The sequence below is a fragment of the Microbacterium sp. AK031 genome, assembly GCF_024807145.1.
Classification (GTDB): domain Bacteria; phylum Actinomycetota; class Actinomycetes; order Actinomycetales; family Microbacteriaceae; genus Microbacterium.
This window is the reverse complement of sequence record NZ_JANUCA010000001.1, coordinates 364,663-380,051: the sequence shown is the minus strand read 5'-3', so window position 1 is coordinate 380,051 and position 15,389 is coordinate 364,663. Positions and strand designations below refer to the sequence as shown.

Sequence of the window (15,389 nt, the reverse complement as noted above, 5' to 3'; positions counted from 1 at the left end):
AAAACCTGTGAGTGACGCCGGTCCATGCTTGAATGCAAGGGTGAGCGACGGTCGACTTCCCGTGCAACGTCGGTGGATCCGATGGCTCATCGGCGCGGTCGCGGTCTTTCTCCTGCTCGCGACCAGCTGGGTGCTCATCCGCGGTGTCAGCGCCGTGAGTGAACTGCAGAGCATCGCACGAGCCACCTCGCAGATGCGCACCTCGATCGCGCACGGCGAACTCGAGCGAGCTGCCCTCGTCGCGCCTCGCATCGCGCAGCATGCGGCGACCGCCCATGATCTCACCTCCGACCCGTTCTGGCGCGGGTTCGAGTTCATCCCGTGGCTCGGCTCCGACTTCACCGCGATGCGCGAGATCGCCGAGATCGCGGACAGCACCGTGTCGGATGCCGTCGCTCCCGTCCTCGAGATCTCGAGCGAGATCGACCTGGCGACATTCGGGTTCGCCGGGTCGGCAGTCAACCTCGCGCCTCTCGCCGATACCCAGGCGCCGCTCGCCGCCGCCGAAGCGACCCTCAGTGCCGCGGAGACGCGCGCGCAGCAGATCGACACCGACGCCATGCTCACCCCGCTGGCGGATGCTGTGCGCGAGATGCGCGACGTCGTCACGGAAGCCGCGACTCTCGTCGGTGCCTACCACGGCGCTTCCGTGCTGCTGCCGACCATGTTCGGGGGTGAAGGCCCGCGCGACTACGTCCTCGTGATGCAGAACAATGCAGAGCTGCGCTCGAACGGAGGCGTCGTCGACCCGCTTGCACTGCTGCACGTGGAAAGAGGCGCGATCACCATCTCGCAGTGGGCGTCCACCCGAGACTTCCCGGCGCTCGAGACGCCGCTGCCGCTGAGCTACTCCACGGTCGCACTGTTCGAAGACCGTCCCGGCCGTGTCCTGCAGGACGTCACCAGCATCCCCGATTTCGCCGAAGTCGGCGCGATTCTGGCTATGCGCTGGCAGCAGCGATCCGGGCAGAGCGTCGATGGTGTGATCGCGATCGACGCCGTCGTCGCCCAGCATCTGATCGATGTCACCGGGGATGTGTCGTTCGGCGCGTTCACGGCTGATGCCGACAGCATCCTCTCGATCCTTTTCTCCGAGATCTACACGAGCATCCCCGGCGCTGATCAGCAGGATGACGCTTTCCGCCAGGCGTCGAACGCCGTCCTCTCCGCAGCGCTCGGCGCGACTGAGCCTCAGAATCTGATCGGAGCACTTGCCGCTGCGGCCGAGGAGAACCGCATCCGCATCTGGAGCGCGCACCCGGACGAGCAGGATCTCCTCGCCGCGTCGAGCCTCGGCGGCACACTCCCTGTCGACGGTGAGCGCGGCCCGTACATCGGCGTGCTCTTCAACGACGCGACCGGCGGCAAGATGGACGTCTACACCGCGGCCTCCATCAGCACCGCCGTGGGCGTGTGCCAAGGAGAGCCGACCACGCAGGTACGGGTCACCTGGACCAACGATGCCCCCATGGACGCGGCTGAGGCATTGCCGGAGTCAGTGACCGGCGGTGGTCTGTTCGGGGTGGATCCGGGCGACGTGCGCACGCTCATCGCGGTCTACGGTCCCGAGGGCGCCACCCTCAGGCTCGATCGCGACAGCGAAGACGACGGTTTGCAGACCACCAAGCTCGGCACGCGTGACGTCGTTCAGCACGACGTGCTGCTGGCGCCCGGCGAGTCGACCACGATCACCGTCTCCTTCACCGGGTCTGGTGCCGGAGATCGCCTCACGAGGGTGCACCACACACCCATGATCGACACGCCGGAGACGACCAGGGTCGACCTCAACTGCCCATAGCGGCCACAGCCGTCACCCCGAGTCCGGAGGTCGTCACGGCGTCGGTGTGGGCGTCTCCGTCGGCGGATGCAGCGTCTGCTGCGTCAGATCGCGGATGAAGGCGTAGTCGGGTTCGAACTCGTCGACGCCGTTCGCAGGCACGAGCTCGATCGGCGTGACAGGCAGCTCCTTCGCCTTCAGCATCAGATCGAAGAACTCCGACAGCTTGTCCCTGGGCAGGTCGGTGTCGACCAGCACCGTACCGGCCGCCGCGATCTCGTTGAACCGCGTCAGAACGGTGTTCGGCGTGAACTGGTCGAGGAGCGCGATCTGCAGCTCGCGCTGGCGCTGCATGCGGTCCCAGTCGCTGGTCGTGTACCGCGAGCGGGCGTACCACTGCGCCGTGTCTCCGTCCATGTGCTGCTGTCCGGGCTCGATCCAGCCGATCGCCCATTCATTGACGTCGGTGCCGCTCCAGCCCTCTGGCGGGCCGCCCTTGGGCAGACGCTCCGTGACATTGATGTCCACGCCGCCGAGCGCGTCGATCATCGCCGCGAACCCGTGCATATCGATGAAGATGTAGTACGGGATCTCGATACCGAGAATCCCCTCCGCAGCATCCTTCGTCGCCTCGATGCCCGGTGCGGAGCCGTGCGCTGCGGCATCCGGATACAGCTCGGCGCCCCCGTCATCGCGACAGACCTCGGCCGCGTGGCGGATGTGATTCACCCACCCGTTCCAGCCGCAGGTCGTCGACGAGTGCCCTTCGAAGCCATCCGGATACAGCGCCTGCATGGGACTGCCCTCGCTGAACGGCGCGTTCGGCAGCTCACGCGGAATTCCGAAGATCGTTGTCGCTCCGGTGGTCGCGTTGACCGACACCACCGAGATGCTGTCGAATCGCATGGAATCGCGCCCGTCACCGCTGTCCGCACCGAGCAGAAGGATGTTGTAGTAACCGTTGCTGGGTTCCACGCTCGGCCCGCTCTGGCCGAAGATGTCATCGATCGCTCCCTTGCTGGAGCCGGCGACGCTGGCCGCATAGCCTGCTCCCCCGCCGAGCAACCCCACGAGGATCAGCGCCACGACCGGGATCGCCAGGCGCGAGATCGGTGGCACCTTGACCAGGCGCACGAGGCGCAGAGTATCGAAGGTCAGCACGATCCACAGCAGTGCGTACGCCACGAACAGCACCTGGAGCAGAGTCAGCACGAACCAGTTCGTGGCCACGGATATGAGCGCCGAACGCCAGAACAGCGCGGAGACGACGGCGAGCAGTGCGAGGAACCAGCTCAGCAACGTCGCCGCCAGGCCGATGCGGCCGAGCCGGCGGTTGCCGCCGGCGAGAACCTGCGCGGAGCCGGGAACGAGCACGTTCATCACAACGAGCCACCACCCGCGGCGGCCCATGAAGGCGGGGTCGGCCGCATCCGGATTGCGCAGCGGACGCGTCTCGATCACCTGGCGTCCGCTCCGCTGCACCGTGCTCGGAGCGGCGATCGTCACAGGGAGTCCTTCAGCCGTTCGTTCTTCTCGGCGACCTGACCCTCGAGCGTCCTGGCATAGTCCTCGAGTCGGTCCGCGATCGCTGCATCCGATGCGCCGAGAATGCGAGTCGCGAGGATGCCGGCGTTGCGAGCACCACCGATCGACACGGTGGCGACGGGGATCCCGGCCGGCATCTGCACGATCGAGAGCAGCGAGTCCATGCCGTCGAGATACGCGAGCGGCACCGGCACCCCGATCACGGGGAGAGGAGTCATCGACGCGAGCATCCCTGGCAGGTGAGCCGCTCCTCCGGCCCCCGCGATGATGACGCGGATGCCTCTGGTTCGCGCGTCACGCGCGTACTGCATCATCTTGTCCGGTGTGCGGTGTGCCGAGACGACCTCGACCTCGTGGGGGATGCCGAACTCAGTGAGCGCCTGAGAGGCGTCGCTCATCACGCGCCAGTCGGAGTCGGATCCCATCACGACGCCGACGACGGGCGCGGCCGAAGATTGCAGTGGCTCAGTCACCACACCAGGCTACTTTCTGCTCCCCGGTGTTCTGCTGAACGGCGCGCGCTTCCCCACCCGCAATCACGGAAACTCAGTCGAAGTGTGCGGCCGCGGCGCGTGCGATGTAGACCACGTCGTCGAGGTCGTATCCTGCAACGTTCACGTGACCGACCTTGCGACCAGGGCGCGCAGCTTTGCCGTAGGTGTGGATCTTCGCCGCAGGCTGCTCCGTCATCGCCGCATCGAAGCGGTCTTCGAATGTGCCTTCGGCCGGACCGCCGAGAATGTTCACCATCGCCGCCCACGCCGCACGCGGCGACGCATCGCCGAGCGGGAGATCGGTTACGGCGCGCAGGTGCTGCTCGAACTGACCGGTGACGGCGCCGTCCTGGCTCCAGTGGCCGCTGTTGTGCGGGCGCATCGCGAGCTCGTTGACGAGGATGCGCTCGTCGTCGGTCTCGAACAGCTCGACCGCCAGCATCCCGGTCACGCCGAGCCCCTCTGCGATCTGCCGTCCGATCCCCTCTGCGACGCGCGCCAGCCTTTCACTCGCGCCCGGCGCGGGCGCGAACACCTCGGCGCAGACCCCGTCGCGCTGCACGGTCTCCACGACCGGATACGACACCATCTGCCCGCTGGGGCGGCGTGCGACCTGCTGGGCGAGCTCCCGGACGAACGACACCAGTTCTTCGACGAGCAGCGCGTCACCTGCACCGGATGCGGACTCGGCCGCGAGGTTATCGAACCAGTCCGATGCATCGGCTGCGTCGCGCACGACGCGCACACCCTTGCCGTCGTAACCGCCACGCGGAGTCTTCACGACGGCTTTGCCCCCGTGGTCGTCGAGGAATGCCTGCAGCTCGTCGACGTTCCGCACGGCTGCCCAATCCGGCTGCGGCACGCCGAGTTCGGCGAGACGCGAACGCATCACGAGCTTGTCCTGCGCGAACTGCAGCGCGTCAGGGCCTGGATGCACGGCGATGCCTTCGGCGACGAGCGCCCTGAGCACCTCCTGCGGGACATGCTCGTGATCGAACGTCACGACGTCGACGTCCTTCGCGAACGCGCGCACTGTGTCGAGGTCGCGGTAGTCCCCTACCGCCGTGGCCGCCAGCTGCGCTGACATGCCCTCACCCTCTGCGAGCACTCGAAGATCGAGTCCCAGCTCGACCGCCGGAGCGATCATCATCCGGGCCAGCTGTCCGCCGCCGATCACGCCCACATGCAACGCCATTGAGATCTCCGTTCGTTTCGTCCATTCTCGCGCATGACGTACGACGTTTCGACTCGCCTGCAGCTCGCTCGACTACCCGCGAAAGCGCGCACAGTCAATCGCCCGCGAGAGTTGGATCGCTCAGTGGCCGGCCTTCAACGGTCGGTGTCGGCGCCGGACATCGACTGCGCATCGCGATGAGCCAGGATCTGGTTGACCTCGATCTGGTCCGCGAGTGCCTCATGGATGAGAGTGACGTTCGGCACGTTCACGAGCCGCAGTGGCGTGTCGACCCCATTGGAGAGGGTGATGGTTCCGGCCCCCCACATGCGTTGAACGATGCCGCGGCGCACGCCGATGGAATACCCGCGCACGTGGGACATCTCGCGGCTCTTGCGTGCGCCGATCCCCTGACGCACGAGGACGCGTCGCGTCGTGACCGCATAGCTTCGAGAAGCCCAGATCATGAACGGGATCAGCACGCCGAACAGCACCAATGCCCCGGCAGCGGAGAGAAGCATCCAGTCCTCGAAACCGTCGGGAAGATTCCCGTAGAAGAACGCCGTGGCGCCCGACACTGCGATGAGCAGCAGCGCCGACCAGAACAGCGCACGGGCGTGTCCGCGAAAACGCGCGATGAGAAGCTCTTCGGCTGGCGCGCCCGGCGGCGGCATCACCGGCCGGCCTCCGAGTGTCACGGGCTGGGTCACCCCTCCATTGTGCCTGGAGCATCCGACATCACTCGCCAACGGGCGGCGTGTCCGCTGCCGGTGTCCGTTCCGGAAGCATGGTGGCCGTTCACATCAACCGCGCGTGCACCACATCGCCCGCCGCGATCAGATGCTCGGTGCCTTCGCTGCGGACGCAGAGCCGCCCGTCTGACTCGAGCCGCAGTGCGGTGCCGTGCAGAACCGTGCCGTCCGGCAGCGAGACGTCGACTTCTCGTCCGAGGCTGGCGCACTGGGCCGATACGGCATCGTGCACGCCGCTGCGCGCGGCATCCCCCCACGTCGCAAGGGACGAGACGAGATCGTCCAGCCGGCGGACATACGCGGCAACCAGCAGATCAGCATCAGCTGTCTCGTCGAGCACGGCGAACGACGTCGCCGTGGGGACAGGGAGCTGCTGCGCGGTCATGGCGGTGTTGACGCCGGCTCCGATGATCACCGCTGTACCGGTCGATTCGGCGAGGATGCCGCTGATCTTGCGCCCGTCCACCAGAACGTCGTTCGGCCACTTCACACCGACCTCGTGTTCCGGCAGCTGCGCGGCGACGGCCTGCGACATCGCCACACCGGCGATGAGCGGGATCCAACCCGTCAGCTCGGGTGAGGCGGGCAGTTTACGCAGCAGGACCGAGATCGCCAGCGCCGAACCGGCCGGCGTGACCCACGAGCGATCCAACCGCCCCCGGCCGGCGGTCTGATTCTCGGTGAGCAGCACGGAAAGATGCGGCCATGCCTCAGCGTCCGAGGACAGCGCGTGCAACGCCGCGTTCGTCGATGCGGATACATCGATCGCCTCGAAACGTGATGCGACGGCTTCAGCCTGTGGGAAGTGCATGCCGGTCAGTCTACGGAGCGGCACTGCACATCGTCCGGCTCAACCGTGAAGCTCGTCGTCCTTGTCCTCTTCGTCGTCGTCGTCCTCATCGGGCTTGACGGTGCCCATCTCACGGATGCGCCACTCGTCCCACGCCCCCATGAGCTGCTCGATCGCGGCATGGAACTTCGCTGTCGCGACGCCAGGCGTCGTGTCGCCGAAGTAGCGCTGCACCCACATGTGCAGCTTCTTCACGGCATCCGCGTCACCACGGACGCGATCGATCTCGCCCGCGACATCTGCTGCGGCATCCGCGGTCAGCCACTCGCAGTCGGAGAGGTATCCGCCGGTGTCGACCGATGCACGCTCGTCGACCGGTCGGGTGATCATGAGCGGCTTTCCCGCTGCGAGGCGGTCGTAGACCATGGCGGAGATGTCGACGATCGCGACGTCGGCGGCGGCGAGCTGCCAGCCGAGCTCCGGACCGTCATCGTAGATGTGGTGTGCTCCGGAATCGTCGCTGTTGGCCGCAGCGATAGCCGCGATGATGCGTCGGTGTGCGGCACCGTACTCGTCGTCGACCACGCCGCTGCGCGGGTGGGGCCGGTAGACCACGCGGTGCCTTCCGGTCGCCAGCAGCGCGTTCACAAGAGCCTCGCCATGAGTGACGATGGATCCGTAGTGCGCGCTCGGGCGATCACCCTCCCACGTCGGCGCATACAGCACGACCGTGCGCTCATCTGGCGTGTACGGCAAGGTGCCGGAGAAGTGGTCCGCCTGAGGGCGGCCGATCTCGATCGTGCGCCGGTCGACGTCGAAATCCCAGAGCGTGCGGGACAGACGATCACGTGCGGCCTGACCCGCCACCAGCGAATAGTCGTAGGCCTTGTACTGGTTGGTGGTCATGTACATCTTGTCGGACTCGCCGTGGTTGATGAACACGTGCCAGCGGCGTCCGTACCGGAACATCTGGAAGTTGCGCGTGTTCTGGTTCACGTACAGGACGATGCGGATGTCCTGGTCGCGGATGAAGCGCTCGAGGTCTCGCACGGTCGGCACGAAGGCGACAGGCGGTGCTTCCTCGGCGATGAGTTTCTCCGCACCGATCGGATTGCGGGCGAGGACGACAACCGGCCAGAGCTTCTCGAGCTCAGCGAGCGGGCGGTACCACTGGCGCATCTGATACATGTTCACCGCACCATCGGCGAAGTAGACGGCGATCTTGTAGTGTCCCTCCGGATGCGGAGGAAGTGTCTCGAGGGTGCGCCTGACGCGCTGCACCGCCATGCGCGTGCGCACCGCCTTGCGCAGCAGACGATAGGCCTTCTTGACATCCTTCGCAGCACCCACATCTCCAGAGTACGCAGGCGCCGCCTCCTCTCCGTGACATGATCGGGGGGTGGTAGAGAACGATTCGGCAACGCCTGCAGAAGGAGTGTCGTTCGTGATGCCTGTGCTGAACGAGCGCGCCTACCTCGAGCACGCCATCGCCTCGGTGCTGGAGCAGCAGTTGGAGGTTCCGGCCGAGCTCGTCCTCGCCCTCGGACCTTCGACTGACGGAACGACCCAACTGGCTCAGCGTCTCGCCGCAGACGATGATCGCATCCGCCTGGTCGACAACCCTGACGCGCACATCCCCGTGGGCCTCAACGCTGCGATCCGCGCCAGCCGCTATCCGACGATCGTGCGCGTCGACGCCCACTCCGAGCTGTCCCCCGGCTACGCGCAGCGGGCACTCGCGACGCTGCAGCGCACCGGCGCCGCGAATGTCGGCGGTGTGATGCGTGCCGACGGGCGCACGCCCTTCCAGAAGTCGGTGGCCAGGGCGTACAACTCCCCCATCGGTCTCGGAGGGGGCGCCTATCACGGCACCACGCACGAGGGCGAGGCCGAGTCCGCGTACCTGGGTGTCATGCGCCGATCCGTGCTCGATGAAGTCGGGCTCTTCGACGAGTCGATCCGTCGCGGTGAAGACTGGGAGTTGAATCTGCGCATCCGACAGGCCGGACACAAGGTCTGGCTCGATCCCCAGCTGTCGGTGACCTACTGGCCGCGTGAGAGCTGGTGGAGGCTGGCACGTCAGTTCCGTGCCACAGGCGCCTGGCGCGGCGAACTCGTGCGGCGGTTCGGACGCAGCAACGGTCTTCGCTTCTTCGCGCCGCCTGCGCTGCTGCTGAACGTCGCAATCGCGCTGATCGTGGCTGTGCTGCAGCTGACCGGTGTGCTCGCCGGCGTCGCTTCCGCTGTGGCTTCCGTCATCTATCTGCCGCTCGTCGCCTACATCGTGCTAATGATCGCAGTGGCGCTGCAGCCGGGAGGCGGCAGGACCGCACGCGAGCGGATCTGGACCCTCGCGGTGCTGCCGACCATGCATCTGGCCTGGGGCGCCGGGTTCCTCGTCGGTGTGCTGCGCGGCGCGCGCGGAACGGTTGACGCCTCCAGACTCGGCACGCAGAACACGCCGCTGCCATGATCCTCGCTGCCGCAGCTGATTCAACCGGTGATCAATCAGCCCCGAGCGCGGTCTCCAGCGCCACGATGACCATGAGTACCAGGAGGTCGTCCTGGCCTTCGGCGATCTCGATGCCGTAGCCGTCGGTGATCGTGATCCAATCCCGTGAAGCAGTAGCAATCGTCTGCCCTTGGCCATCCTCGAGCGTGAAGGAGTGGTTCCTCAAAGTTCCGCTGAGTTTCCAGCGCTCACCAGAGACGAGGACGATGTCGATCGCGGCTCTGAGCAGTGCCAGTGGCTTGGGCGTGACCTTCGCGGCCGCCTGGCCCTCGATCTCAATATAGAACGATTTCGGAAACTCGATGAGTCTGCTATGAAGAGTCGCGACTACGTTTCCGAGACCATCGAGCATCTTGACCTTGTCGGTCAGGTTGAAAAAGCGGCCCTCATTCTGATATATAAGGTTCCCGAACTCGTCGTAGATCACTCCCTTGTCGCCGATCGCCAGCAGCCGCTGTGTCATCTGGTAACGCATGGCATCTCCTCGAGTATTCGAGCCTCCTGCCGGTGCGGCGACGGGGCGTTTGACACACTATCGAATCGGGCCGCTCGCCTAGCGGTGCACCCGTATGCTCCTTTACATGATGACTGACCCAGCCCCGCACTCCTCCCGACGCGGCCTCGCCATCACCTCGATCGTGGTGGGTGCCGTCGCCACCTTGATGATCATCGCCTTCTGGACGGTCGGCAGAGCAGTCGATGGACAGGGCCTCACGGATGCCGCCGTCCTCGTGGTCATATCGTTCTATGCCTCGGTCATCGTCGGCGCCGTCGCGGTTCTCCTCGGCATCGCGGCCGTCGTCCTCTCCCGACCGCGTCTCCTCGGTGTCATCGCGATCGTCCTCGGGCTGTTCCCCATCGTCGCCGTCGCCGTCTCGCTGGCCACCCTCGCCGTCTGACCGACGAGGCGCCGTCAGCCGATCTGGTTGATCAGCGCGTCCAGTCCCATGCCGTAGTCGATGCGGACGACCGGCAGTGCGAGCTTGTCCGTGCCGATCTGGACGCGCCCCGGCTCGATCGTCCTCGCCAGCTCGTATCCGGCCATCGCCACGCCCTGCTTGGCCGTGTCGTTGTGGTGGCCGTACGGGTAGGCGATGACTTCGCGCACGCCGAGGACATCGCCCGACGTGTTCAGATCCGCCGCGATCTCCTCGGCCGTCCAGTTGACCATCCGACCTTCACCGTTCGCGCCGGCCTGATGCATGTCATGGGTGTGCGAACGACGCAGCACGAAGGGAGAAGGCGCCGGATCCTGCCGGTAGGCCGTGATCATGAACGAGGTCGACAGCACCTGATACTTGTCCACGACGGGAACCGCGAGATCGAACCAGGTCTGATCGGCGTCATCGTCGGTGACGATCACAGACCGGTTCGGCAGGAAGAGACGGCCGTCGATGAAGGCGCTCAGCTCGTCCCAGGTCGGCATGTAGAAGCCCGTGGTCGCGATGTGGTTCATCTGCGCCTCGAAGTCACCGATGTATGCGTAGTTGCCTCGGAGCCACCCGTCCTCCCCCTCGGGGCGCGTGGTGAACTGGTGGTACATGAGGATGGGAACCTGTGTGTCGGCCGCGGCGTTGTCCTCCGGGCTCATCCACGCGCCATGCAGCACCATCCGCTGATCGGTGCACGCCACCAGCTCGGCGCCGTTCACGCGCGCGTCGGTCTGGTACGCGACCGCGGCTTCGGCACTCGTGTACCAGCCGGCGAACACGCGTCCGTCCTGCGCGGGGATGGGCAGCGGGGCGTACAGCGCGTTCTGCGATTGCAGCATCGGCTCCTGCGCGATCGCCTCTCCCTCGAAGCTCACCGCGCAGGCGAGCGGATCATCGGCGTCTGCGAGAAGCTGCTCCTCGGCGGACAACGGCGTCGGATCCGGAGTGGGCGCCGTCGTCTGCTCTGTCGTGTCCGGCGCATCCGCCGACACGGCCGAGGTGTTCAGCGAAGTGATTGCAGCAAACGCCCCCACCCCGAGCACAAGCGCAGCCACGGCCAGGAGCGCGACGAAGAGGCGTCGGCGTCGATACATCCGCTTTCTGGATTCCACGTTGGCGCTCCTGCGCGTAGAACCGGAGTGTCTCATATCCGTCATTCCTCACGCATCCTCGGGCGGGCCGAACAGCCCCTTGCCCTTCGAGTGCAACAGCTCGTAGGCCTCACCGAAGGTCTGCGGCTCTTCGTTCTCGGAGAGTCCGTGACGGGCCAGCAGCAGGCCCAGTAGCCCGCGGGCCGGCGGTGTGAGCGGCTTTTCCTTGTGCGCATGCGCAGGATGAAGCGGCTTCTCCTCGGGGTTCGGCGGCGTGAAGGACGGGTTCGTCTCCGGCCAATCGGCGGGGTGACGGGGCTGATCGAGATTGATGATGCTGAACAGGTCGTTCGCACCTGCATCCCGCTTCGTCAACGGCCGAAGCCCATGCAGGCGGTTCAGGGTTGCGATCACCGAACCATGATGCATCTCGTCATTGATCACCGTACCGCTGCGGGTGTAGGCGGAAACGGCGATCGCCGGCACACGGCATCCGAGCCGGTCGAATCCGAATCCCATCTCCCCCGCGCCGGATTCATCGGGCGGTGTGGCCGCGGGTGGCGGCACGTGGTCGTAGCAGCCGCCGTGCTCGTCGAATGTGATCAGGAGCAGTGTGTTGACCGCGTTCGATCCGTCGGGTGTCCTGCTCGTGCGGACAGCCGTGTAGATGTCGTGGATGAGCTCATCACCCGCGCGCACGTCGGAGTACGCGCTGTTCATGACCTCTGAGCCGTCCACATCGCTCTCATGGCGATGGCCGAAAGGCGGATGGAAGTCGTTGTGGTTGTACACCATGCGCGGCTCGATGAAGGCATATGCGGGCAGCTTCCCGTGCTCGGCGTCGGCGTAGAAGTCGTCCATCGTGCCGAAGTGCTCGGTGCGCCAGAACTTCTCCAGCACCGGAGCGTGAAGCACTCCGGTGAAGGAGACCATCTGAAGTTCGTCGAAGTAGATCTTCCAGCTGAGGCCCTCATCCTCGAGCCGATTGAAGATCGTGGGCGACTGCTCAGCGTCGAGCCACTTGTCATACCCTCCGCCGTGCTTGTTCGTCACGAACCCGTGCGACGTCGAAGCGTGAAAGAACGAACGATTGCAGAACGTCTGCGACGGCACGGCGCAGAACCAGTTGTCGAAAACGGCGAACTCGCGCGCCAGCATCGACAGGGTGGGCAGCATCTCCGGTGAGAACGAGCCCATGATGTGCTTCGCCTCGTCGGTCGTGGGAGGCGTGCCCTTCTTCAGGCGCTCGAAATTGATGATGTAGTCGTTGAGGAATCCGCTCATCGTCGGCTGCTCGCCGTTCTGCGGCGTGTTGAACGGCGACTGCATGCTCTCCACGAAGAGCCTCGCGTTGCTCGCGGGTTCGACGGTGTTGAAGATCTGAGTGTTGACGTGCGGATACTCCTCACCGGGGTCCGGGTCGGGGTGCGCCATGATCTTGTCCGTTGCGCCCTCATAGACATGCGCGGCGATACGAGTTCCATCCGGTGCCTCGTTGTAGTACTCACCGAACGCGAGACCGTCGAAGCTCTGCCCGTCCGGCAGATTCTCCTTGGAGTAGAGGTAGCCGAGCAGGTTGTCGAAGGACCGGTTCTCGCCCATCACCACGACCACATGGTCGAAACCCGGGGCGTGCCGTGGCGCGAGCGCACCGTAGTCGTTCTCCGCAGCGAGGAACCCCGAGCGTTCGCCTGCTGCGAATCCGATGGTTCCGCCCACCGCGCCGCCCAGTAGCGCGCCCGCCGCTGCCGTCCCGCCGTATCGGAAGAAGTCACGCCGAGATCTCTTCGCGGCGTCCGCGGCATCCTCAGAAGCGGTGGCGCCGTCGTCCGACCCTGCTGCGGAGGCGTCTTCCGATCCGGTTCGCTGGTTCGTATCCGGCTTCACCGATCGTCTGCGCATGCGGACATACTATTGGTCGGCGGCTGCTCGAGGCAGGACCCGCTGCCGGTGGAGCTGCCATTCGCGCGTCGTCAGGATAACGATGAAGAGATCGAAGATCGTCAGCGCGAACATCCACCAGCCGAAATGCACCACGAGCTCGTAGCACTGATACGCGATGAACAGTCCCAGGGCGACGAGCATCCACGGATACGCCCACAGCTTCTCCCGCAGCAGTGCCCACACGAGCAGGATCTTGATGACTCCGTGCAGGATCAGATACCAGGCAGCGAACGCTGTCGCATCAGCGCCCATGCGGTCGGCCAGGTGCTCGATCCACTGCGCGAGCGCGGAGTGCCGATGCGCCACGAGGGCGTGCGCACTCACCCAGGCCAAGACATGACGGACCTGGTCAGCGCTTATGAAGAAGAGAGCCGCGCCGCCGAGCAGTTCGAGCACTCCGTTGATTCCCTTGAGAATGATGCTGGCATCGAACACGCGATCGAGCAGCGTGTGATCACGTGTGGCTCCAGCGGTCACTCGGTCACCGCTGCGTCGGCCGTCATCGTTCCGCGAAGAACTCTCTCGTGCGCGCCCCCGTCCACAGGAGCGCGACGATCATCACGGGCAAGGGCAGGGTGTAGATGCCGTGCCAGACCTCGGTGCCTGACGTGGCGATCCCCACCACGCCGCTGATGATCGTGAGGACCTGCACAATCGCGATGATCGCGCGTGCGACACGATTGCCCCCGGAGTATCCCGAACGCGAAGACCACGTTCAGAACGGCGGCGACGAGGAGGAATCCGAACAGGAGCGCGAGTCCGGTGCTGTCCAGGGTCACGCCCTCAATCGACTGGGGTGCCGCGCTTGTAGACCCGATGAGCCCGAGGAATCCTCCTATGATGCCGACGATCCCGGACAAGAACAGTATGGCTGCGACCAGGATGACGCCGGCTGGACGGCGCGATGCAAGGCTCATGATGCTCCATTGTGCGTTGAGAACGGCGGTGTGTCATGCGTGCTGCAAACAATCACGCTCAGCGAATCGTTGTGCGCGCTCACGAACGTAGCATCGAGGGTCGGCGTTCATGGACACGCCGCGGTGCCATCGGATCTCCGTATGGGCCGGAGCGTCCGTATATTATGGTCGATTGCTGGCCAGTGCGGACATGGCTCGCGTTTCTTCGTGTGGTTCCCGGTCATCGCAGATCGGTTTGTGGATGGGGGGAATCCGATGGTCTTGAATCGGTCACGAATGAGCGCGCGCAAGCGCAGTGGTGCAGTGATCGCGATCGCTGTGGTGATCGGGGCTCTTCTCACCGGATGCATGTCCCAGAATCCTCAAGACGGGCTCTCACGACACGTGGTCGTCCCCGCTCCGCAGCTACCTGTCAACACTCTGACCGCTGCACGGAGAATCGAGATCACCGAACAGCAATGTCCCGCCGCCGTGACCCAGGAAGCATTGCGTGCGCTCCCGGAATCGGCGGCGAACGCCGTCGACTTCCTCGCCTCATCGGCACAGTGCGCACTGATCAGCACTGTTCTGCAGGCCCCGGTGCAGCCCGAGACCTTCATCTCGCCGCTGCAGTACACCGCGCCATGCACCTCCCCCGCAGCCGTTTCAGCGTGGGCGCACTACGACGACGATCTGATCTTCGGCAGCCCCACCATCCCGAACGCCATAGCGGCAGGACAGTGCATCCGCACGCTCTTCATCACCGGGTCCGACGCGGGCATGGGCGCGGAATACGCCTTGGAACGAGAGCGGGGCATCCGCGCGGCGTATGACGTGATGCGCGGTGTCACAGGCGAGTGGGTGGATGCCGCTGTCACTCTGCGCAGCGGGGTCACGATCACGACGACCTCGCCAGTGGACAATCCCGGCATCATGCTGCTTCTCGTCCGACTGCCCGACGGTGGCCTCGACGCCGGCGGATTCAGCGCCACAGGTCATCAATCACTCCCCCAGCTCCTGTCCGGCGCCCTCGCGGAGATGACGACGACGGACACCGGGCAGCCGATCACGCTGCCAGCGTTGGAAGCCACGATCGCCGAAGTGGTGCAGTCATATGCGCCGCAGTCGGTGCTCGCCCACCTTCCCAAGCTCGATCCGCGATCGGAGGGCGACCATCCCGATCACTCCGCGACGGGGAACCTCGTGGCGGGGCTCGTCGACAACGGGCTCATCGACGGCGCCGTCGTCCAGTATGCGATCGGCTACCCGAGTGATCACAACGCCGTGAATCTCGAGGGCGACGAACTGTGGAAGAAGCTCGAGGCGTTCGCCGCATACGCCTCGCACGACTCCGTACTGCACTGCTCCACCCCTAAGAGCTGCCTCGGTGTGCGCAAGTTCGGCGAGTGGCTGCAACGCCAGTACCTGGTGCCCGACGTCGAGATCCCCGCGCCCTGACGCAGCTGCCGGGCGCGGGCCTTT

At 65.5% G+C, this 15,389-nt stretch carries 15 protein-coding genes; 4 read left to right on the top strand and 11 right to left on the bottom strand.

Going from position 1 to position 15,389, the window contains the following annotated elements; genetic code table 11:
- Positions 1 to 40: 40 nt before the first annotated feature.
- The gene (locus HDC95_RS01750; RefSeq protein ID WP_259061459.1) at positions 41 to 1,798 is read left to right on the top strand and encodes a DUF4012 domain-containing protein; all 1,758 of its coding nucleotides are present in this window, start codon (positions 41 to 43) and stop codon (positions 1,796 to 1,798) included.
- A gap of 33 nt (positions 1,799 to 1,831) precedes the next feature.
- Here the strand turns inward: HDC95_RS01750 and HDC95_RS01745 are convergent, their stop codons facing one another.
- From HDC95_RS01745 to HDC95_RS01720, 6 genes are all read right to left on the bottom strand, one after another.
- A complete protein-coding gene (locus tag HDC95_RS01745) occupies positions 1,832 to 3,283 on the bottom strand; it encodes an LCP family protein (RefSeq protein ID WP_259061458.1) in 1,452 nt (483 codons plus the stop codon).
- A complete protein-coding gene (gene purE / locus HDC95_RS01740; RefSeq protein WP_259062189.1) occupies positions 3,280 to 3,747 on the bottom strand; it encodes a 5-(carboxyamino)imidazole ribonucleotide mutase in 468 nt (155 codons plus the stop codon). The genes HDC95_RS01745 and purE overlap by 4 nt, the downstream gene beginning before the upstream one ends.
- A 121-nt stretch (positions 3,748 to 3,868) precedes the next feature.
- Positions 3,869 to 5,011 (bottom strand): 5-(carboxyamino)imidazole ribonucleotide synthase, encoded by a 1,143-nt coding sequence (locus HDC95_RS01735; protein ID WP_396652616.1) that lies wholly within the window; start codon positions 5,009 to 5,011, stop codon positions 3,869 to 3,871.
- 134 nt (positions 5,012 to 5,145) lie between these two features.
- Positions 5,146 to 5,700: a PH domain-containing protein gene (locus HDC95_RS01730; protein ID WP_259061457.1), complete on the bottom strand. Its 555-nt coding sequence runs from the start codon at positions 5,698 to 5,700 to the stop codon at positions 5,146 to 5,148.
- Between the two features lie 88 nt (positions 5,701 to 5,788).
- Positions 5,789 to 6,553, bottom strand: coding sequence for a biotin--[acetyl-CoA-carboxylase] ligase (locus HDC95_RS01725; RefSeq protein ID WP_259061456.1), 765 nt, complete (start codon positions 6,551 to 6,553; stop codon positions 5,789 to 5,791).
- A gap of 39 nt (positions 6,554 to 6,592) precedes the next feature.
- Positions 6,593 to 7,882, bottom strand: a complete 1,290-nt coding sequence (locus tag HDC95_RS01720) for a CDP-glycerol glycerophosphotransferase family protein (RefSeq protein WP_259061455.1) — start codon at positions 7,880 to 7,882, stop codon at positions 6,593 to 6,595.
- 97 nt (positions 7,883 to 7,979) lie between these two features.
- Between HDC95_RS01720 and HDC95_RS01715 the strand changes: the two genes are divergently transcribed.
- Positions 7,980 to 9,005 carry a glycosyltransferase family 2 protein gene (locus HDC95_RS01715; protein ID WP_259061454.1) on the top strand — a complete coding sequence of 342 codons (1,026 nt, stop codon included), beginning with the start codon at positions 7,980 to 7,982 and terminating at the stop codon, positions 9,003 to 9,005.
- A 31-nt stretch (positions 9,006 to 9,036) separates the two neighbouring features.
- On the opposite strand, the gene HDC95_RS01710 is transcribed toward HDC95_RS01715, so the two are convergent.
- Positions 9,037 to 9,519, bottom strand: coding sequence for an LURP-one-related/scramblase family protein (locus tag HDC95_RS01710; protein WP_259061453.1), 483 nt, complete (start codon positions 9,517 to 9,519; stop codon positions 9,037 to 9,039).
- Positions 9,520 to 9,625: 106 nt separating this feature from the next.
- Between HDC95_RS01710 and HDC95_RS01705 the strand changes: the two genes are divergently transcribed.
- Positions 9,626 to 9,943, top strand: a complete 318-nt coding sequence (locus tag HDC95_RS01705; protein ID WP_259061452.1) for a hypothetical protein — start codon at positions 9,626 to 9,628, stop codon at positions 9,941 to 9,943.
- A gap of 14 nt (positions 9,944 to 9,957) precedes the next feature.
- On the opposite strand, the gene HDC95_RS01700 is transcribed toward HDC95_RS01705, so the two are convergent.
- From HDC95_RS01700 to HDC95_RS01685, 4 genes are read right to left on the bottom strand one after another with little or no spacing between them, the layout of a single operon-like run.
- Complete coding sequence (locus tag HDC95_RS01700) at positions 9,958 to 11,088, bottom strand: polysaccharide deacetylase family protein (RefSeq protein WP_259061451.1); 1,131 nt, start codon at positions 11,086 to 11,088, stop codon at positions 9,958 to 9,960.
- Positions 11,089 to 11,136: 48 nt separating this feature from the next.
- Positions 11,137 to 12,969, bottom strand: a complete 1,833-nt coding sequence (locus HDC95_RS01695; protein WP_259061450.1) for an alkaline phosphatase family protein — start codon at positions 12,967 to 12,969, stop codon at positions 11,137 to 11,139.
- A 9-nt stretch (positions 12,970 to 12,978) separates the two neighbouring features.
- Complete coding sequence (locus HDC95_RS01690; RefSeq protein ID WP_259061449.1) at positions 12,979 to 13,488, bottom strand: DUF2127 domain-containing protein; 510 nt, start codon at positions 13,486 to 13,488, stop codon at positions 12,979 to 12,981.
- 22 nt (positions 13,489 to 13,510) lie between these two features.
- Complete coding sequence (locus tag HDC95_RS01685; RefSeq protein WP_259061448.1) at positions 13,511 to 13,663, bottom strand: hypothetical protein; 153 nt, start codon at positions 13,661 to 13,663, stop codon at positions 13,511 to 13,513.
- A gap of 541 nt (positions 13,664 to 14,204) precedes the next feature.
- Here HDC95_RS01685 and HDC95_RS01680 point away from each other — a divergent pair.
- Positions 14,205 to 15,365 carry a PIG-L deacetylase family protein gene (locus HDC95_RS01680; RefSeq protein ID WP_259061447.1) on the top strand — a complete coding sequence of 387 codons (1,161 nt, stop codon included), beginning with the start codon at positions 14,205 to 14,207 and terminating at the stop codon, positions 15,363 to 15,365.
- Positions 15,366 to 15,389: the final 24 nt, after the last annotated feature.